Source organism: Amycolatopsis anabasis, from assembly GCF_009765355.1.
Taxonomy (GTDB): domain Bacteria; phylum Actinomycetota; class Actinomycetes; order Mycobacteriales; family Pseudonocardiaceae; genus Amycolatopsis; species Amycolatopsis anabasis.
Map to the genome: position 1 here is coordinate 1 of NZ_VTHK01000070.1, position 19418 is coordinate 19418.

Here is a 19418-nt window from a genome sequence, read left to right on the forward strand (position 1 = left end):
CAAACGATCACTGACCGCCTACGACCACTAACACCAACTTCACGGAATCAACCGTCTAGGCGATCGGCCGGTCGGTGGGCGCGATCGGGGCCGGGAGGACGTCCCGGCCGGTGAGGTAGGCGTCGACCCCGGCCGCGGCGGAGCGGCCTTCGGCGATCGCCCACACGATGAGCGACTGCCCGCGGCCCATGTCGCCGGCCACGAACACGTTGTCCAGGCTGGTCCGGAAGTTGGCGTCCCGGGCGACGTTGCCCCGCTGGTCGAGTTCGACGCCGAGTTCGGTCAGCAGGCCCTTCTGCTCCGGCCCGACGAAACCCATCGCCAGCGTCACCAGTTGCGCGGGCAACTCCCGCTCGGTGCCTTCGACCGGGACGAACTTGCCGCCCTCGTTGCGCACCTCGACCAGCCGCAGCGCCCGCAGGTTCCCGTCCGCATCGGCCAGGAACTCCTGCGTGTTCACCGAGTACAGCCGCTCGCCGCCCTCCTCGTGCGCCGAGGACACCCGGAAGATCATCGGGTACATCGGCCACGGGTGAGCGTCCGAACGGGACTCCGGCGGTTTCGGCATGATCTCCAGCTGGGTCACCGAAGCCGCGCCCTGCCGGTGCGCGGTGCCCACGCAGTCGGCGCCGGTGTCACCGCCGCCGATCACCACGACGTGCTTGCCCGCCGCGTCGATCGGCGATTTCGCCAGCTCGCCCGCGGCGACCCGGTTGGCCGGAGGCAGGTACTCCATCGCCTGGTACACCCCGGGCAGTTCGCGCCCGGGGATCGGCAGGTCCCGCCACGCGGTCGCGCCGCCCGCGAGCACCACCGCGTCGTAGCCCGACCGCAGTTCCTCCGCGGTGATGTCCACGCCGACGTTCACCCCGGTGCGGAATTCGGTGCCCTCCGCGCGCATCTGGTCGAGCCGCCGGTCCAGCCGGTGCTTCTCCATCTTGAACTCGGGAATGCCGTACCGCAGCAGCCCGCCGATCTTGTCGGCCCGCTCGAACACCACGACGTCGTGCCCGGCGCGGGTCAGCTGCTGCGCCGCGGCCAGCCCGGACGGCCCGGACCCGACCACCGCGACCTTCTTGCCGGTGCGGGTCTGCGGGAGCTGCGGCGTGACCCAGCCCTCGTCGAACGCCCGGTCGATGATGGAGATCTCGATGCGCTTGATGCTCACCGGATCGTCGTTGATGCCCAGCACGCACGCGGTCTCGCACGGCGCCGGGCACAGCGTTCCGGTGAACTCCGGGAAGTTGTTGGTCGCGTGCAGCCGTTCGATGGCGTCGCGCCAATCATCCCGCCACACCAGGGTGTTCCACTCCGGGATCAGGTTCCCGAGCGGGCAGCCCTGGTGGCAGAACGGGATGCCGCAGTCCATACAGCGGCTCGCCTGCTTCTCGACCTTGCTGGTCGCGAAGTCCTCGTAGACCTCGCGCCAGTCCTGCAACCGCAGGAACACCGGCCGGGTCGTGGCATTTTCGCGTTTGGTGGTCAGAAAGCCCTTAGGATCAGCCATGAGCGGCCTCCATGATCGCGTCGTTCACGTCCCGGCCGTCGCGTTCGGCGGCAGCCTGTGCGAGCAGGACGCGCTTGTAGTCCTTCGGCATGACCTTGGTGAAGCGTTCGAACGCGGTCTCCCAGTCGGTCAGCAACGCGTGCGCCACCGCCGAATCGGTCTCCACGTAGTGCCGTTCCACCGCGTCGCGCAGGAACTCGTGGTCCTCGTCGTCCAGCGGGTCCAGGTCGACCATCTCGTGGTTGACCCGCAGCGACGACAGGTCGAGCACGTAGGCGACGCCGCCGGACATCCCGGCCGCGAAGTTCCGCCCGGTCGGCCCGAGCACCACGACCCGGCCACCGGTCATGTACTCGCAGCCGTGGTCGCCGACGCCCTCGACGACGGCCAGCGCGCCCGAGTTGCGCACGCAGAACCGCTCGCCGACCTTGCCGCGCAGGAAGATCTCCCCGCTGGTGGCGCCGTAACCGATCACGTTCCCCGCGATGATGTGCTCTTCCGCGGTGATCTGCGCTTCGCGCGGCGGCCGGACGATGAGCCGCCCGCCGGACAGGCCCTTGCCGACGTAGTCGTTGCCGTCGCCGAGCAGCCGCAGGGTGATCCCCTTCGGCACGAACGCGCCGAACGACTGGCCCGCGGTGCCGGTGAAGGTGATGTCGATCGTGTCGTCCGGCAGTCCCTCACCGCCCCAGCGCTTGGTCAGCTCGGAGCCGAGCATGGTGCCGACCGTCCGGTTGACGTTGCGCACCGGCAGTTCCAGCCGCACCTTGTCGCCGGAGTTCAGCGCGCCCTCGGCGAGCTGGATCAGGGTGTTGTCCAGCGCCTTGTCCAGCCCGTGGTCCTGGCCGACCACCTGGTGCCGGGCCGCCCGCGGCTCCAGCTCGGGCACGTGGAAGATCGGCGACAGGTCCAGCCCGGCCGCCTTCCAGTGCTCGACGGCCTTGCGCTTGTCCAGCATCTCCGCGTGCCCGACCGCCTCGGCGATGGACCGGAAACCCAGCTGCGCCAGGTATTCCCGGACCTCCTGGGCGATGAACTCGAAGAAGTTCACCACGTAGTCGGCCTTGCCGCTGAACTTCGCGCGCAGCTTCGGGTTCTGCGTGGCCACGCCGACCGGACAGGTGTCCAGGTGGCACACCCGCATCATGATGCAGCCGGACACGACCAGCGGCGCGGTGGCGAAACCGAACTCCTCGGCGCCGAGCAGCGCCGCGATCATCACGTCCCGGCCGGTCTTGAGCTGACCGTCGGTCTGCACCACGATCCGGTCGCGCAACCGGTTCGCCAGCAGCGTCTGCTGGGTCTCGGCGAGCCCCAGCTCCCACGGGCCGCCCGCGTGCTTGATCGACGAAAGCGGTGACGCGCCGGTGCCGCCGTCGTGCCCGGAGATCAGCACGACGTCCGCGTGCGCCTTGGACACGCCCGCCGCGACCGTGCCGACCCCGACCTCGGACACCAGCTTCACGTGGATCCGCGCCGCCGGGTTGGCGTTCTTCAGATCGTGGATGAGCTGCGCGAGGTCCTCGATCGAGTAGATGTCGTGGTGCGGCGGCGGCGAGATCAGCCCGACGCCCGCGGTGGAGTGCCGCGTCTTGGCGATCCACGGGTACACCTTCGCGCCGGGCAACTGGCCGCCCTCGCCGGGTTTGGCGCCCTGCGCCATCTTGATCTGGATGTCGTCCGCGTTGACCAGGTACTCGCTGGTCACCCCGAACCGTCCACTCGCGACCTGCTTGATCGCGCTGCGCCGCTGGGGATCGTAGAGCCGTTCCGGATCCTCGCCGCCCTCCCCGGTGTTCGACTTCCCGCCGAGCCGGTTCATCGCGATGGCCAGGGTCTGGTGCATCTCCATCGAGATCGAGCCGTAGGAGATCGCGCCGGTGGAGAACCGCTTGACGATCTCGGAAACCGGCTCGACCTCGTCGATCGGCACCGGCGGCCGCTCGCCGACCTTGAAGTCGAACAGGCCCCGCAGGGTCATCAGCTTCGCGGCCTGGTCGTCGACGGACTTGGTGTACTCCTTGAAGATCTCGTACTTCCCGGAGCGGGTGGAGTGCTGCAGCTTGAACACCGTCTGCGGGTTGAACAGGTGCGGTTCACCCTCGCGGCGCCACTGGTAGTCCGCGCCGGTCTCCAGTTCGCGGTGGCTCGCGCGCACCCCGTCGCGCGGGAACGCGCGCCGGTGCCGCTTCGCGACCTCCTCGGCGAGCGTGTCGAAGCCGACGCCGCCGAGCCGGGACGTGGTGCCGGTGAAGCAGGTCTCGATGACCTCCTCGCCGAGCCCGATCGCCTCGAAGATCTGCGCGCCGGTGTAGGAGGCCACAGTGGACACTCCCATCTTGGACATGGTCTTGCGCACGCCCTTGCCCAGCGCCTTGATCAGGTGGCGGGTCGCCTGGTGCCCGTCCACCCCGGGGATCAGGCCGCGGTCGGCCATCTCCTCCACCGTCGCCATCGCCAGGTACGGGTTGACCGCCGCCGCGCCGAAGCCGATCAGCAGCGCGATGTGGTGCACCTCGCGGGCGTCGGCGGCCTCGACCACCAGGCCGACCTGGGTGCGGCTCTTCTCGCGCACCAGGTGGTGGTGCACCGCGCCGGTGAGCAGCAGCGACGGGATCGCCGCGTGCTTCTCGTCGACGCCCCGGTCGGACAGCACGATCAGCCGGGCGCCGTCCTCGATCGCCTCGGACACCTCGGTGCGGATCTCGTCGAGCCGGCGGAGCAGCGCCGCGCCGCCACCGTCCACTTCGTACCGGCCGAGCACGGTCACCGCCTGGAACTCCGGCAGGTCACCGTCGTCGTTGATGTGCACGAGCTTGGCCAGCTCGTCGTTGTCCAGCACCGGGAACGGCAGCACGATCCGGCGGCAGGAGTCCGCGCTCGCGGTGAGCAGGTTCGGCTCGGCGCCGAGCTGGGTGCCCAGCGCGGTCACCAGCTCCTCGCGGATCGCGTCCAGCGGCGGGTTGGTCACCTGGGCGAACAGCTGGGTGAAGTAGTCGAAGATCTGCCGCGAACCGCTGGACAGCGGCGCGAGCGGGGAATCGTTGCCCATCGAGCCGATCGGCTCCGCGCCGGTGCGCGCCATCGGCTCCAGCAGGACGTCGAGTTCCTCTTCGGTGTAGCCGAACGCCTGCTGGCGCCGGACCAGCGAGGCGTGCGTCGGCACCTCGCGCTCCCGCTCGGGCAGCTCCTCCAGATGCAGCAGGCCCGCGTTGACCCAGTCGCCGTAAGGGTGTTCGGCGGCGAGCTCGCCCTTGATCTCCTCGTCGTCGATGATCCGGCCCTCGGCGGTGTCCACCAGGAACATCCGGCCGGGCTCCAGGCGGCCCTTGCGCACGATGCTCGCCTGGTCCAGCTCCAGCACGCCGACCTCGCTGGCCAGCACCACCAGGCCGTCCTCGGTCACCCAGTACCGGGCCGGGCGCAGGCCGTTGCGGTCGAGCACCGCGCCGATCTGGGTGCCGTCGGTGAACGACACCAGCGCGGGGCCGTCCCACGGCTCCATCAGGGTGGAGTGGAACTCGTAGAACGCGCGGCGTTCCGGGTCCATCTCCTCGTGGTTCTCCCAGGCCTCCGGGATCATCATCAGCACCGAATGCGGCAGCGACCGGCCGCCGAGGTGCAGCAGCTCCAGCACCTCGTCGAAGGAGGCGGAGTCGCTGGCGCCGCGGGTGATGATCGGGTAGATCCGCTTGAGCTCGCCCGGAATGAGGTCGCTGTCCAGCATCGACTCGCGGGCGTCCATCCAGTTCCGGTTGCCGCGCAGGGTGTTGATCTCCCCGTTGTGCGCGACGTAGCGGTACGGGTGGGCCAGCGGCCAGGACGGGAACGTGTTCGTGGAGAACCGGGAGTGCACCAGGCCGATCGCGCTGGTGACCCGCTCGTCGGTCAGGTCGGCGAAGAACTTCTCGACCTGCGGCTCGGTGAGCATTCCTTTGTAGACGATGGTGCGCGCGGAGAGGCTGGGGAAGTAGACGTCGTCGTCGACCAGCTCGTGCTCGACGCGCTTGCGTACGCAGAACGCCAGCCGCTCCAGCGCGAGCCCGGTGACCCCGGGTTCGCGGGAGGACAGGAAGAGCTGCGTGAAATGCGGCATGGTGGTCGCCGCCGTCGGGCCGACGTGCTCGGTGTCCACCGGCAGTTCGCGCCACCCGAGGACCTGCATGCCCTCCTCGGCGGCGATCCGCTCGATGGCGCTCATCGCCCGGCCGCGGGCCTTCGTGTCCACCGGCAGGAACGCGGTGCCCACGGCGTACGAACCCGCGTCGGGCAGTTCGAAATCGACCACCTCGCGGAAGAACGCGTCCGGGACCTGGATCAGGATTCCCGCGCCGTCACCGGTTTCCGGCTCGGCCCCTCTTGCCCCGCGGTGTTCCAGGTTGCGCAGCGCGACCAGAGCCTTGCGCACGATCCCGTGGTCGCGGCGACCGGCGAGGTCGGCGACGAAGGCAACGCCGCAGGCGTCGTGCTCGTACTGCTCGTCGTACAAGCCGGCTGACTTGCTCGGATGCTGCGTGTGGCGGGTCACGGCTGGCCGCCTCCCAAGGCGTCGGCGCGGCAAGGGTTCACTCGAAAGGGCAGGTTTCAAGAACCTGGCTAACGGGCTCGCCCTGGCCAGCGATGGTCAGTCGAGAGGGAACCGCGAGACAGCCCGGAACAACTGGGCAGGTGTCATCGCGAGGCCACACGACACTGGGTGGCCGCATCGCGCACGTCTTTGTGCAGCGGGGCGCTGGGTACCGGCAACCCTCGGGTGGTGGAAGGACAGCCGGCGCGCACTACTTACTCCCGGGTTCGCCGGGTCTCATGACGATAGTGTGAATTCGCTGTTATCGACATACGTCGACTGCCGCGGGTGGGGAATACCACGTGCCGTTGACTTGGCGCGCCCATGCCCACATCGCGGACGCGCGGGTCCGCGCGTGTGCCCGTGGTAGCGGCTCTGAACAGGGAAAACGTGGACTGGTCCGCCGTCGGCGCACGCTACGGCGTTGCCCGATCGCTGGCAAGACCAGGGTGCGGATCGCCATCCGGACCGGTCTCCGGAAACCCCCGAACGGCAGAGCGACACCCGGAAATCCGGTACCCAGGGTGATCATCTATTACACGTTCGGCGGTCAATCAAAGCCGCAAAACGGGCAAAGCGGGCACAAGATCACCGAGTGTGCTCGATAACCTTCGGCGAACAATTCGGTCGACGGAAGATGACGGTGATCATTGTTCCAGGTCAGGAGGGGTGTCGCCGCGCGGTGTGCCTGCGCAGCTCGGTCGCATCGGGATCGATTCCGGATGCGCGCGAAGCGGAAGCGGGTGGTCGTGGGGGCCGGGGAGGCGGAAACGTGCGGTTGCCTTCTCGAGTGGGTCGTGAGTGTTTAGGACGGTTAGAACCGGTCCAAACACTCACGACTCCACGAATTTTCCGCCGAATCAATTCCGGACCGGAAATCTGGCGACGGGTGAAACAATCCCCAGCCCCAGTGCCCGCCCGGGATCAGGCGGCGATCGTCGCCACCGGCTTCTCGCCGAGTGCCGCGCGACCGAGATCGGAGATCAGCGCCGGTACCCGCTCGCCCGGGCGACCCGCTCGAGCCGGTACGACCAGGCCGCCCTTGGCGAGACGGTGTGCGGTCGTCTGGTCACAGCAAGCGAGCCCGTCGATGAACAGGTCGGGTTCGCAGCTGCAGGTGATTTCGGCTTTACCCAGCGCCACCGCGCGAAGGGTGGCGCGTTCTCGATGATTCAGTTCCACGTCCTCGTGAGGCATGTCTGCCTCCTTCCGATGCCCCCAATTGAAACTCATCGCACCGACAGTTTCCGGGAGCGTGTGCGGAATGTCTCGTGGTTTTCGTGAAGATAGGGGTAGCGCCCGGGAACCTTTGGGGTAATTACCTGTTCAGGCTAAGGGTCACCCCTGGATCGTCACGTCTCCCAGCGTGCTGAAGTGGGCCGCGACCCGGGAGCCGGGGGTGACCTCGACCGCATCGGTCATCCCACCGGTGAGCACGAGCCAGCCCGGTTCGAGGGCGAGGCCGCGCTCGGCCAGCAGGTTCGCGGCCAGCGCGAGCGCCTCGGCGGGGTGGCCCAGCACAGCGGCTCCGGTCGCGCTGTCCACCACGGCCCCGTCCACTTCGAGCAGGCATGCCTCCAGGGCGAGGTCGAGGTCGTGGGGATGGCGGGCGATCGTGCCGGTGCCGAACAGGCCGGAGGAGGCGTTGTCGGCCACCACGTCCGGCAGGTCGAAGCGGAATTCGGTGAACCGGCTGTCGATGATCTCCACCCCGCCGTGGACGGCCTCGACGGCGGCCAGCGCGGTCGCCGCGGTGACCCCCGGACCGGCCAGGCGCTTGCCCAGGACGAACACGATCTCCGGTTCGGCGCGCGGGTGGATGAGCCGGGTGCGGGGGAGCGGGGTGCCCGCCGGGAGGACCATCGCGTCGGTCAGCCAGGCGACGATCGGCCGGTCGACGCCCATCCGTTCCCGCTTCGCGCGCGAGGTGAGCCCCAGCTTGACGCCGATCAGCCGCTCGCCGCGGGCCAGCCTGCGGCGGAGGGCCTCGTCCTGGACGGCGTAGGCGGTGCGCAGGTCGAGCGCGGGCCAGTCGTCGGTGAGCTTGCCGCGTGCGGTGGCGTCGTGTTCGGCGGTCAGCAGCGCCTCGGCCGCCTGGTCGACGTTCATGCCCGCGCCCCTTTCGTGCCGAAGACGGCGGTCACGCTGCCGAGCCCGGCGACGGTCGCGACCACGGTGTCGCCTGGCTGGAGCGGGATCGCCCGGGTCATGGAGCCGGGCAGCACGACGTGCCCGGGTTCGAGGTCGATGCCCAGCGGGCCGACCGTGTTCGCCAGCCAGACCAGCGCGTTGAGCGGCGAACCGAGCACCGCGCCCCCGGCGCCGGTCGCGGCGAGTTCGCCGTTGGTGTGCAGCGTGCACCCGGCGAGCCGCAAGTCCAAGGAAACCGCGGACAACAAGGTCGGGCGGCTGCCGAGGACCACGCCGCCGGAGGACGCGTTGTCGGCGACGGTGTCCACGATGGAGATCTTCCAGTCCCGGATCCGCGAATCCACGATCTCCAGGGCGGGCAGCACGAAGTCGACCGCGCGGACCGCGTCGGCGACGGTCACCCCGGGGCCGGAGAGCCGCTTGCCGAGCACGAACGCGATCTCCGGTTCGATCCGCGGCTGCAGGAACGAGCCGGCGGGGATCGGATCGTGCTCGAGGTGGAACATCTCGCCGAGCAGGTGGCCGTAGTCCGGCTGGTCGACGCCCATCTGCCGCTGCATCGCCGCGGACGCCAAGCCGACCTTGTGCCCCTTGACCGCGTCGCCGTCCGCGGTCCACGCCCGGACCTGCTCCTGCTGGATCCGGTACGCGTCGGTCAACGTGGCGTCCGGATGCGTCGCGATCACCGGCTCGGTGGGCGTACCGGTCTTGTACGCATCCAGCAGCCGCGCGGCCACCGCATGCACCGCATTGGCGTCCATACCGCTGAACTTTCGTCGCCGCCCACTTCACCCGCAAGCCCCCCGTCCCGCTCACCGGCACACGGGTCGGCGCGGCGACGGCCGCCTTCCGTGCCGCGGGAGGAGCGGAAGGCGGCCCGTGCCGCACGCGCGGGTCTACTTCTGGTGGGGTGCGGTGTAGTCCTTGGCATCGGCGGCTTCGAAGAGGGGTTTCACGTAGCGCATACCGCCGTCGGCGGAGGCGTCCGGGGTGGCCACGTAGACCTGCCGGGTGGCGGGGTGGCCCGGCTTGGAGAAGTCCAGGGCGGCGACCAGGTCGCCGGTGTTCGCCGAGGTGGTCTGCTTGAGTGCCGCCTGGATGCCGTCGCGGGTCAGGTCCTTGTTCGCGCAGGCCTGCCGCAGCACCGCGCCCCACACCTCGGCGACCGCGTATCCGTAGTGGACACCGGCGTTCGGGGGTTCGGGGAATCCCGCCGACTTGTACTTGGAGGCGACTTCCTTCGCCTTGGGGATGTCCGCGGAGAACGGCACGCTGCTGGCCACCACGAACAGTTTGTCCAGCGCGCCCGCCGCCGGGCCGTTGTGCAGCACGGGATCGAACACCGGGTTGTTGCCGAGCACGTCCACGTTCAGGCCGAGCGCCTTGTTGGCGGCCAGGGCGGAACCGGTCTGCGTCGGCGAGGTGGTCAGCAGGATCGCCTTGACGCCCTCGCCCTTCAGGCCGGTGACGATATTGGTCAGATCGTTGTCCGACGAGGTGATCTTGACTTCCTTCAGCTTCAGATTGTGCTTCTGCGCGTAGTAGCGCGCGCCGCGCAAACCGTTCGCGCCGTATTCACCGTCGATGTAGATGTGCCCGATCGCGTCGCCGTCGGCGATCTTTCCCTGCTCCCGCAAATAGGACAGGCCGTCGATCATTTCCACGTCGTACGTGGTGCCGACGATCATCACGTACGGATTGTCGAGCAGTTCCGAAGACCAGGACGCCGGGGTCGTGGTCACCTTGTCCGCCACCAGGTTCTGCTTCAGCGCCGCCATGATCGGCGAGCCGACCAGCTGCACGAAACCGAGCACCTTGGGCTCGAGCTGCGGGTACAGCGTCTTCGCGGTGTCCGCCTTGTACCCGTGGTCCACGACCTCCAGCCGCACCTTGCGGCCGCAGGCCCCGCCCGCCGCGTTGAAATCCTTCGCCCACAACTCGTTGCCGTGCGTGATTCCGGTCGACAGATTCTTGAACGCCCCCGTTTTGTCGGTCATCGCGCCCAGCACGATCTCGCTGTCGGTCACTCCTATTCCGGTCTTGACCCCCGCGTTGTCGCCCCCCGAATTCCCGGAACTCCCTTTCGTGCTGCACGCGGAAAGGACGAGCGCGGCGGCGAGCACCATCACCGCCAAACCAGAACTTTTCATGACTTCTCTTCCTCTCGGGGGTTTCTTCCACGGGCGCGGCCGGAACCGCGCATCCGGCCCGTGATCCTGCGGCCTATCGCCGCGAGGCCCCCGGGTTCGAACAGCACGACGAGGATGATCGCCGCGCCGTACACGAACGAGCTGATCAGGATCGGAGTGACCGCGCCGTCACCGGTGCCGGTGAACCAGCCCAGTTCGGTGGAGTAGAGCGAAAGCACCTGCGGCAGCCCGTTCACCACGAGCGCGCCGACCAGCGCGCCGGGCACCGAACCGAGCCCGCCGATGATCACCATGGCGAGGAACGCGATCGAGGTGTTGATGCCGTAGGTGCCGAACTCGCTCTCGTCCGGTTTCAGAATGTCGAACCACAGCACGGTCATCACCCCGGCCAGGCCCGCGTACGCCGAGGACACCGCGAACGCGCCCGCCTTCGCCCGGGCCACGTTGACCCCCATCACCGCGGCCGCCGCCTCGTTGTCCCGGACCGCCCGCCACGCCCGGCCGACCCGGCCGCGGACCGCGCCGCGGGCGATCACCAGGGCGATCAGCGTGAGCAGCAGGAACAGGTACCAGATCCGCTCGGCCTGGCGCAGCGGCACGCCGAGCACCGAGATCTCCGGGCCCGCGTTGGAGAACGGGAAACCGAACAGCGTGAACTGCGCCGGGGCGCGACCGGTCGAGGTGCCACCGGTCAGCTCGTCCGCCGACTGTCCGAAGTAGAGTCCGAGGAACACCAGGGAAAGCGACGCGACCCCGAGGTAGATTCCGCGCAACCGCCCGGAAACCGGGGCGAAGGCCAGCCCGAGCAACGCGGTGATCACCACGGCGCCGACCAGGGACAGCCCGGGGTCCAGGCCGAACCCGACCACCCGCGGATCATCGGTGGGCCCGGCGAGCACGCTGTACGCCGTGCCCCCGGCGAGCAGGAAGAACGCGTGCGCGAGGGAGAGCTGCCCGGCCTGCCCGACCAGCATGGTCAGCCCGATCGCGCCCACCGCGCCGATCATCGTGTACTGGCCCGCCTTCAGCCACGCGGCGTCGACGTAGAGCGGCAACGCCAGCAGCACCAGCAGCAGCGCGAGCCAGGCGAGGATCCGCAGCACCCGCAGCGGCTCCCACCGGGTCACCAGGCGCACCGCGGAAGGAGAGTCCACAGTGGCTTCAGACACGGGTGCTCTCCCTGGTTCCGAACAGCCCCGATGGCCGGATCACCAGGACCAAGAGCATCACCAGGAAGACCGCGCTCTTGGAGAAGTCGAACGAGATGTACTGCGCGGACAGCGCTTCCGCGAGCCCGACGACCAGTCCGCCGACGACCGCGCCCGCGCACGAGTCCAGCCCGCCGAGGATCGCGGCCGGGAACGCCGCCAGCGCGAGGGAATGCGTGCCCCGGGAAAGCCCCGCGCCGGAGAAATCCTGGGTGGCCAGGAACAGCACCGCGACCCCGGCGAGCACGCCGGCCACCAGCCACGCGGTCGCGGTGACCCGCGAGGACCGGATGCCCATCAACGCGGCGGCCTCCCGGTTCTCCGCCTGCGCCCGCATCGCCACGCCCCAGTCGGAGTACTTGAACGCCAGGGAGAACGCGGTGATCAGCACCGCCGCCACGCCGAGCGCGACCAGATGCGTCCGGAACAGCGTGATGCCGCCGAGCTGGAACGGCTGCGCGTCCCACGCCTCACCGATGAACGGCAGCGTGACCCCGAGCCGCCGCACGATCTCCTCGGTGACGATCACGTCCACGCCGATGGTGAGCAGCGCGAGGCTGTTCGGATCCGCCAGCCGGGACCGCGACAGCAGCAGCCGTTCCACCAGCAGCGCGAGCACGCCCGCGCTCACGATGCCGACCAGCGAAGCGCCCAGCCAGCCGAGCGATTCGCGGGTGACCACGACCAGGTAGCCGCCGAAGAGCACGAGCGAGCCGTGCGCGAAGTTGATCACTTCGGTGGCTTTGAAGATCACGACGAAACCCAGTGCCAGCAAGGCGAATACCGCGCCCTTGCCGAGTCCGTTCACCACCAGCTGGAGAAAGGTGTTCATGCGGCCTCCGTGCCGAGGTACGCCCTGATGACCCCGGGATCGGCCTGCACCTCGTGGGGCGGGCCGTCCGCGATCCGCTTGCCGAAGTCGAGCACGGTGACCCGATCGGCGATCCCCATGACCAGCCCCATGTCGTGTTCCACCAGCAGGATCGAGATGCCCAGCTCGTCGCGGACCTCCCGGATCGTGGTGGCCAGCTCCGCGGTCTCCGGCGCGTTCATCCCGGCCGCGGGTTCGTCCAGCAGCAGCAGTTTCGGCTCGACGGCCAGCGCCCGCGCGATGTCGACGCGTTTCACCGCGCCGTACGGCAGCGCGCCGACGGGGGAGTGCACCAGGTGCCCGATCCCCAGGAAGTCGCAGATCTCGGCGGCCCGGGCGGCGTGCTTGCGTTCCTCGCGCACGGTCCACGGCAACCGCAGGCCGCAGGACAGGAAGCCGCCGCGGGTGAGCGCGTGCCGCCCGAGCAGCACGTTGTCCAGCACCGTCGAGGCGTGCGACAGCGCGGCGTTCTGGAACGCGCGGCCCACACCGAGCGCGGCCAGCCGGTGCGCGCGCAGCCCGGTCAGCTCGGTCGCACCGAGCAGCACCCGCCCGGAATCGGCCCGGTACAGCCCGCTGATCACGTTGAAACAACTGGACTTCCCGGCCCCGTTCGGGCCGATCAGCGCGTGCAGCGATCCCGGGCGCACGGTGAACGAAACCCCGTCGAGCGCGTGGATCCCGCCGAAACTCAGGGTGATGCCGTCCACCCTGAGTTCCGGCACCGCGTCGGCGGTCATCCCGCCCACCTCGACAGGCCGTGCGCCCGGGATCGGTGTACCTCGGCGAGGCGGGCCTCCTCCTCCGCGGTGGCCTGGGATTCCGCGTGCCCGCCCAGGTACAGGCGCTGCACTTCGGAACTTCCGGCCAGTTCGGCGGTCGTCCCGGCCAGGGCGACCCGGCCGACCTCGAACACCACCGCGTGATCGGCGACCCGCAGCGCCATCACCGCGTTCTGCTCCACGAGCACGACCGCGGTGCCCTGAGCGTGAATCTCGGAGATGATGTCGCCGATGCGCTCCACCATCTTCGGCGCCAACCCCAGTGAAGGTTCGTCCAGCAGCAGCAGTTTCGGCCCGGACATCAGCGCCCGGCCGATCGCGAGCATTTGCTGTTCACCCCCAGAGAGCAGCCCCGCTCGCTGCTTGGCGCGTTCGGCCAGCACCGGGAACAACTCGTGCACCCGGCGTTTGGCCGCGGCGCGCCCGGTGGCCGAACGGGCGCCGATGCCGCCGGCACGCAGGTTCTCCTCGACGGTCATCCGCGCGAAGATCTGCCTGCCTTCCGGCACCCCGCCGACCCCGAGCCGGACGATGGCCGCCGGATCGAGCCGGGCGATCGACGTGCCGTCGTAGCGCACGTCGCCGCCGGACACCGCCCCGCGGTGCATCCGGAGCGTGCCGGAAATCGCGCGCAACAGGGTCGACTTCCCGGCCCCGTTGCTGCCCAGCACGGCCAGTACCCCGCCTTCGGGCACCTCCAGATCGATGCCGTGCAGGGCCGCGACCGAACGGCCGTAGCGGACGTGCAGATCCCGCACGCTCAACACGGTCGTTCTCCGCGCTCGGCCAAGACGTCCTCCACTTGTGTGACATGAGTCACGCTCAGTGGCGGCAATCCTGAATCTGAACCGGACAAACGGCAACCCCCACCTGGAGAGGTGCCAGAAAAGGTTAAGGCTCCGTGACCGATACGAACCGCGCTCAGTTGAGCGCCTTCCGTCAACATGTCGGCCCGCGCGGGGGCCGTTCGTCGTACGGATGATCCCCGAGAAGGAAGGAAGGCACCGTGACGCTGATCGTCGCCGGGAAGGTATACGTCAATCCGCCGGAGCGGGACCGGTTTGTCGAAGGGCACCGCTCGATCGTCGAGCAGGCGCGCGAGTATCCGGGCTGCCTGGACCTGTCGATCTCCCCGGACCCGCTCGATCCGGGCCGGGTGAACATCTTCGAGTACTGGGAATCGAAGGAGCGGCTGGACGCCTGGCGCGCGATCTCGCCGCGGCCCTCGGTCGCCATCGGCATCGAGGACGACCAGGTGCTCAAGCACGAGATCGCCGCCTCCGGGCCGCCCTTCGACTGACCCGGCCGCCCGCTCAGAGGAGTCCGGCCTCGCTGGCCTTGCCGATCGCCTCGACCCGGTTGCGCGCGCCGAGCTTGTGCAGCGCGGACTGCAGGTAGGTCTTGACCGTGTTGCGCGCCAGCCCGGTGGACTCGGCGATCTCCGGGTTCGTCTGGCCCTGCGCGGCGAACCGGAGCACCTCGTACTCCCGCCGGGTCAGGCCGCTGCGGGACAGCGCGTCGGACCGTTGCCCGGTGTCCGGCAAGATCCGCGGGTCGACCACCTTCTCGCCGCGCAGCACCCGCCGCAGCCCGGCGACCAGATCGGTCCCGGCGACGTCCTTGAGCAGGCATCCGTTCGCGCCCGCGTCGAGCGCGGCGACCACGCCGAGGTGGTCACCGTGCGCGGTGAACACGACGATCCGCACCGCGGGCCGCACCTGCCGCAAACCGGCGATCACCTCGGGCGCGAGCATGTCCGGCAGCCGCAGGTCGAGCAGGATCAGATCGGGGTCGAGTTCGGCGACGCGCTGGATCGCGGTCCGGCCGGACTCGGCGGAGCCGACCAGTTTCAGCGAGGGATCCGAGCGCAGCAGCAGGGTGACGCCGTCGCGGACGACCGGGTGGTCGTCGACCACCATGACCTTGGTCGTCATGAGGAGGCGACTTCCGGCACCCAGGCACGCAGCGTGCACCCGTCGTCCTCGTCCCGGACCAGGCTGACCCGCCCGCCGAGCCGGGCCGCGCGTTCGGCGAGCGTGCGCAGGCCCATCCCGGTGCCCGGGGCGTCCTCGGCCGGCTTCCCGGTGCCGTCGTCGGCGACGACCACCTGCACTCCGTCCTCACTCGGCCCGACGCTGACCACCACGGAGAACGCCCGCGCGTGCTTCTCCACGTTGAGCAGGCCCTCCCGGACCGCGGCGACGAGCAGCGCGGTCCGCTCGGCGTCCAGCGGCCGCACCGGCGCGAGCTGGACGAACCGGGCCGGCACCCCGCACCGCGCCTCGAACGACCGGCAGTGCTCGGCGATCTCGACCGGCAGCGCGCGTTCCGGGCTGGATTCCGACAGCGCGAGCAGCGATTCGCGCAGCGCGCTCGAGGCCGCCGAGACATCGCCTTCCAGCCGTCGCAGCCGGGATTCCAGCGCCGGGTTGTCCTGGATGTCCTCGTGCAGGTTGCGCACCTGCACGCCGATGGAGAACAGCAGCGCGCCGACCGAATCGTGCAGCGCGCTCTGCATCCGCTGCCGCTCGGCGGACACCGCGTTCTCCCGGGTGGATTCGGCCACCCCGGCCAGCCGCAGCGCGGTGGCCGCGTGCTCGGCGATGCCCTCGAGCGTCTGCACCGCGCTGTCCCCGAAGTTCGCGGTCTCCCGCATCGCCGCGTATGCGATGGCGATGGTCTTCGCCTCGGGCCCGTCGCGGCTGATGATCGGCACCGCGACCATCGCGGACAGGCCCTCGCCGCGGACCTGCGCGTCGAACTGGTGCGTGATGGTCTTCGAGCTGACGTAGTCGGTGACCCGGACCGGTTCGCCGAGTGCGACCACCCGGCCGCCCACGCCCTGCCCCATCGGGACCCGCAGGTTCTGCAACGCGTTCGTCCGGTTGCCCGCGATCCAGCGGATCACGCCCCGGTTCTCCTCGTCGATCTCGGCCACGAAACCGGCGTTCACGCCGATGGAGTCGCGAATCAGGCGCGCGGTGCCGTGCAGCGCGGCCACCCGGTCGAGCGTGCCGAGCAGTCCCTCGCGCTCGCGCAGCAGCCGGTCGAGTGCGTTGCTCTGCTCGACGGCTCGTTCCGCCGCGACATTGTGCTCTGTCGCCACCGTCACACTTTGGCACACCCGGCGTGATCCGGACATACCCGTGTGGAGAGGCCCTGCCCCGGCGAAGTCTTGATCGGTTGTCTTCAATGGGAGGGTGCGCGATGAATTCCGGCAGCGGCTGACCGAGCGGATGAGCGGTGCGGTCGCCTTCGACGCCGGCACCCGGGCGTTGTACACGACCGACGCCTCGAACTACCGGCACGCCCCGCTCGGGGTGGTGCTGCCGAGGACCGTGGACGACGTGGTGGCCGCGGTGGCCACCTGCGCGGAGTTCGGCGTGCCGGTGATCGCCCGCGGCGGGGGCACCAGCGTGGCCGGGAACTCCTGCGGCCCGGGGCTGGTCCTGGACACCTCCCGCCATCTGGCCGGGGTGCGGGAGCTGGATCCGGTGGCGCGGACGGTCCGGGTCGCGCCGGGCACCGTGCTCGACGACCTGCAGGCCCTGGCCTTACCGCACGGCCTGCGGTACGGGCCGGACCCGTCGACGCACAGCCGCTGCACGATCGGCGGGATGATCGGGAACAACGCGTGCGGTTCGCATTCGGTCGCCTGGGGCCGGACCGCGGACACCGTCGACCAGCTCGAGGTGCTCCTCTACGACGGGACCCGGCTGACCGCCGGGCCGACCACACCGTCCGAAGTGGACGCTCGGGCGGCCCGGCCCGGCACCGAGGGCCGGGTGTACGCGGCGCTGCGCGATCTGGTGCGGGACAACCTGTCGCTGCTGCGCACCGAGCTGTCCACCTGGCCGCGCCGGGTTTCCGGGTACGGGCTGGAGCACCTGCTGCCGGAGAACGGTTTCGATCTGGCCAAGGCGCTGGTGGGCAGCGAGGGCACCTGCGTCACCGTGCTCGACGCGCGGCTGCGGCTGGCCGAGCTGCCGCGCCACCGCGTGCTGGCGGTGCTCGGCTTCGCCTCGGACATCGCGGCGGCCGACGCTGTTCCGGCGATCCTGCCGTGGTCGCCGCTCACGGTCGAGGGCGTGGACTCCGATCTCGTGGCGCTGCTCGGGACTTCGAGCGCCGCGGCCGACCTTCCGCCCGGCGGCGCCTGGCTCTTCGTGGAACTGGGCGGCGACGAACCCGCCGAGGCGGAGCAGCGCGCGCGGGACCTGGCCCGCGCGGTCGCCGACCACCTGACCGGGCATCTCGTGCTCGCCGATCCGGCCGCGCAGCGCCGGTTGTGGCGGATCCGGGAGGAGGGCGCCGGGCTGGCGACCAGGCTGGCCGACGGCTCGGAGGCGTGGCCCGGCTGGGAGGACGCGGCGGTCCCGCCCGAGCGGCTCGGCTCGTACCTGCGCGGATTCAAGGAGCTGATGGCCGAGCACGGGCGGCAGAGCGTGGTCTACGGCCACTACGGCGAGGGCTGCCTGCACATGCGGCTCGACTTCGATCTGCTGTCCGGACCCGGGCAGGCGGGGTTCCGGTCGTTCCTGGAGCAGGCCGCGGATCTGGTCGCCGCCCACGGTGGCTCGCTGTCCGGCGAGCACGGGGACGGGCAGGCCCGGTCCGAACTGCTGCCGCGGATGTACCGCCCGGAGATCCTGGACCTGTTCCGCCGGTTCAAGGCGATCTTCGATCCGGACGGGCGGATGAACCCCGGGATCCTGGTCGATCCCCGGCCGATCGACGCGGATCTGCGCGTCCGCCGGGCGCCCGAGGCGATCGAATCGGTGACCTTCCTCGGGTATCCGGAGGACCACGGCAGTTTCGGCGAGGCGATGCGCCGGTGCGTCGGCGTCGGCAAATGCCGCAACACCACCGGTGGCGGTGTGATGTGCCCGAGTTATCGGGCGACCCGCGAGGAGAAGCATTCGACGCGGGGCCGCGCCCACCTGCTCGCCGAGATGATCAACGGCGAGCTGATCACCGACGGCTGGCGGTCCGAGGAGGTCCGCGAGGCGCTGGATCTCTGCCTGTCCTGCAAGGGCTGCCTGTCCGACTGTCCGGTGGATGTCGACATGGCGACCTACAAGTCGGAGTTTTTCCACCAGCACTACCGCGGACGGTTGCGGCCCGCCGCGCACTATTCGATGGGGTGGCTGCCGTTGTGGCTGCGCCTGGCCGCGGTGGCCCCGGGCGCGGCGAACGCGGTCATGCGCCGCCCGCGGCTCGCGTCCCTGCTCAAACGTGCCGGGGGGATCGCGCCGGAACGCGCCTTGCCGGTGTTCGCGCCGAAGCCGTTCACGCGTTCGCGCGCGGATCTGCGGCGCTGGGGCGGGTCCGGCGGGAAACCCGTGTTGCTGTGGCCGGATTCCTTCAACAACTACTTCACCCCGGGGGTGCTGGAAGCGGCGACCGAGGTGCTCACCGCCGCGGGGTTCGACGTCGTCCTGCCGGATCGCGGCGTGTGCTGCGGGCTGACCTGGGTGTCGACCGGTCAGCTCGGCGTCGCCCGCCGGGTTTTGCGCCGCACGTTGTCGGTGCTGCGTCCCTATCTCGACGCGGGTTACCAGGTGGTCGGCCTGGAACCGAGTTGCACGGCTTTGTTCCGGGGTGATCTCGCGAGCCTGCTGCCCGGGGACCCGGCCGCGAAACTGCTCGCCGAGCGCACGCGAACTTTTGCCGAACTGCTTGCCCATTCGCCATTGTCATTGCGCACACTCGGTATTGACGCCATCACTCAGGTGCACTGCCACCAACACGCGGTGCTCGGTTTCGCTGAGGACGAAAAACTGCTCGCGCAGGCCGGTATTCGAAACGTGACCCTGGATTCGGGGTGTTGCGGGCTGGCCGGCAACTTCGGCTTCGAACGCGGCCACTACGCGGTGTCCGTGGCCTGCGCCGAAGACCGCCTGCTACCGGCGATTCGCGAAGCCGCACCGGAAACTTTGGTCATCTCGGACGGTTTCAGCTGCCGCACCCAGATCGACCAGGAGTCGGCGCGTACGGCGGTTCATCTGGCGGAAGTCGTCCGGCGCGCCTTGCCTTGGAAAACGTGATCGCGCACACAGACGCGGATCTTATTGGCACCGCCGATCACGCACCGCTACGATCGAAACCGTGATCACTCCTGCCCACGCTTCTGTCGTGTACTGAAGGACGTCGCTGGGGGCTGGCGGGGGAATTTCAGCCAG

General features: G+C 69.8%; 14 protein-coding genes. 2 read left to right on the plus strand and 12 right to left on the minus strand.

The genetic code is table 11. The features are described from left to right. Positions 1-55: 55 nt before the first annotated feature. The 10 genes from FXO23_RS44460 to FXO23_RS44505 all read right to left on the minus strand — a co-directional run bounded on the left by FXO23_RS44460 (position 56) and on the right by FXO23_RS44505 (position 14003). Positions 56-1507 carry a glutamate synthase subunit beta gene (locus FXO23_RS44460; protein WP_158893920.1) on the minus strand — a complete coding sequence of 484 codons (1452 nt, stop codon included), beginning with the start codon at positions 1505-1507 and terminating at the stop codon, positions 56-58. Then, a complete protein-coding gene (gltB, locus tag FXO23_RS44465; protein ID WP_158893922.1) occupies positions 1500-6035 on the minus strand; it encodes a glutamate synthase large subunit in 4536 nt (1511 codons plus the stop codon). The genes FXO23_RS44460 and gltB overlap by 8 nt, the downstream gene beginning before the upstream one ends. 963 nt (positions 6036-6998) lie before the next feature. Next, complete coding sequence (locus tag FXO23_RS44470; RefSeq protein WP_158893924.1) at positions 6999-7271, minus strand: hypothetical protein; 273 nt, start codon at positions 7269-7271, stop codon at positions 6999-7001. 141 nt (positions 7272-7412) lie between these two features. Continuing rightward, a complete protein-coding gene (locus FXO23_RS44475) occupies positions 7413-8183 on the minus strand; it encodes a 2-keto-4-pentenoate hydratase (RefSeq protein WP_158893926.1) in 771 nt (256 codons plus the stop codon). Beyond that, complete coding sequence (locus tag FXO23_RS44480; RefSeq protein ID WP_158893928.1) at positions 8180-8986, minus strand: 2-keto-4-pentenoate hydratase; 807 nt, start codon at positions 8984-8986, stop codon at positions 8180-8182. The genes FXO23_RS44475 and FXO23_RS44480 overlap by 4 nt, the downstream gene beginning before the upstream one ends. A gap of 135 nt (positions 8987-9121) precedes the next feature. Continuing rightward, positions 9122-10375 carry an ABC transporter substrate-binding protein gene (locus FXO23_RS44485; RefSeq protein WP_158893930.1) on the minus strand — a complete coding sequence of 418 codons (1254 nt, stop codon included), beginning with the start codon at positions 10373-10375 and terminating at the stop codon, positions 9122-9124. Further along, on the minus strand, positions 10372-11529 hold the full coding sequence (locus FXO23_RS44490; protein WP_425484969.1) for a branched-chain amino acid ABC transporter permease: 1158 nt from the start codon (positions 11527-11529) through the stop codon (positions 10372-10374). Before FXO23_RS44490 ends, FXO23_RS44485 begins: the two co-directional genes overlap by 4 nt. A gap of 7 nt (positions 11530-11536) precedes the next feature. Beyond that, positions 11537-12415 (minus strand): branched-chain amino acid ABC transporter permease, encoded by an 879-nt coding sequence (locus tag FXO23_RS44495; RefSeq protein WP_158893934.1) that lies wholly within the window; start codon positions 12413-12415, stop codon positions 11537-11539. Further along, a complete protein-coding gene (locus tag FXO23_RS44500; protein WP_158893936.1) occupies positions 12412-13194 on the minus strand; it encodes an ABC transporter ATP-binding protein in 783 nt (260 codons plus the stop codon). The genes FXO23_RS44495 and FXO23_RS44500 overlap by 4 nt, the downstream gene beginning before the upstream one ends. Continuing rightward, positions 13191-14003 (minus strand): ABC transporter ATP-binding protein, encoded by an 813-nt coding sequence (locus FXO23_RS44505; RefSeq protein ID WP_158893938.1) that lies wholly within the window; start codon positions 14001-14003, stop codon positions 13191-13193. The genes FXO23_RS44500 and FXO23_RS44505 overlap by 4 nt, the downstream gene beginning before the upstream one ends. Positions 14004-14242: 239 nt before the next feature. On the opposite strand from FXO23_RS44505, the gene FXO23_RS44510 reads away from it, so the two are divergent. Further along, positions 14243-14536 (plus strand): putative quinol monooxygenase, encoded by a 294-nt coding sequence (locus FXO23_RS44510; protein ID WP_158893940.1) that lies wholly within the window; start codon positions 14243-14245, stop codon positions 14534-14536. A 13-nt stretch (positions 14537-14549) separates the two neighbouring features. Here the strand turns inward: FXO23_RS44510 and FXO23_RS44515 are convergent, their stop codons facing one another. Together FXO23_RS44515 and FXO23_RS44520 are read right to left on the minus strand one after the other, a co-directional pair. After that, positions 14550-15170, minus strand: coding sequence for a response regulator (locus tag FXO23_RS44515; RefSeq protein WP_158893941.1), 621 nt, complete (start codon positions 15168-15170; stop codon positions 14550-14552). Continuing rightward, positions 15167-16378, minus strand: coding sequence for a GAF domain-containing sensor histidine kinase (locus FXO23_RS44520; protein ID WP_158893943.1), 1212 nt, complete (start codon positions 16376-16378; stop codon positions 15167-15169). The genes FXO23_RS44515 and FXO23_RS44520 overlap by 4 nt, the downstream gene beginning before the upstream one ends. A 94-nt stretch (positions 16379-16472) precedes the next feature. Between FXO23_RS44520 and FXO23_RS44525 the strand changes: the two genes are divergently transcribed. Further along, positions 16473-19283 carry an FAD-binding and (Fe-S)-binding domain-containing protein gene (locus FXO23_RS44525; RefSeq protein ID WP_158893979.1) on the plus strand — a complete coding sequence of 937 codons (2811 nt, stop codon included), beginning with the start codon at positions 16473-16475 and terminating at the stop codon, positions 19281-19283. Positions 19284-19418 lie beyond the last annotated feature (135 nt).

Coding starts and splice junctions, on each gene's coding strand:
- FXO23_RS44460 (WP_158893920.1), bottom strand. CDS start 1,507: ATGGCTGATCCTAAGGGCTTTCTGACCACCAAACGCGAAAATGCCACG.
- FXO23_RS44470 (WP_158893924.1), bottom strand. CDS start 7,271: ATGCCTCACGAGGACGTGGAACTGAATCATCGAGAACGCGCCACCCTT.
- FXO23_RS44475 (WP_158893926.1), bottom strand. CDS start 8,183: ATGAACGTCGACCAGGCGGCCGAGGCGCTGCTGACCGCCGAACACGAC.
- FXO23_RS44480 (WP_158893928.1), bottom strand. CDS start 8,986: ATGGACGCCAATGCGGTGCATGCGGTGGCCGCGCGGCTGCTGGATGCG.
- FXO23_RS44485 (WP_158893930.1), bottom strand. CDS start 10,375: ATGAAAAGTTCTGGTTTGGCGGTGATGGTGCTCGCCGCCGCGCTCGTC.
- FXO23_RS44495 (WP_158893934.1), bottom strand. CDS start 12,415: ATGAACACCTTTCTCCAGCTGGTGGTGAACGGACTCGGCAAGGGCGCG.
- FXO23_RS44500 (WP_158893936.1), bottom strand. CDS start 13,194: ATGACCGCCGACGCGGTGCCGGAACTCAGGGTGGACGGCATCACCCTG.
- FXO23_RS44515 (WP_158893941.1), bottom strand. CDS start 15,170: ATGACGACCAAGGTCATGGTGGTCGACGACCACCCGGTCGTCCGCGAC.
- FXO23_RS44520 (WP_158893943.1), bottom strand. CDS start 16,378: ATGTCCGGATCACGCCGGGTGTGCCAAAGTGTGACGGTGGCGACAGAG.
- FXO23_RS44525 (WP_158893979.1), top strand. CDS start 16,473: ATGAGCGGTGCGGTCGCCTTCGACGCCGGCACCCGGGCGTTGTACACG.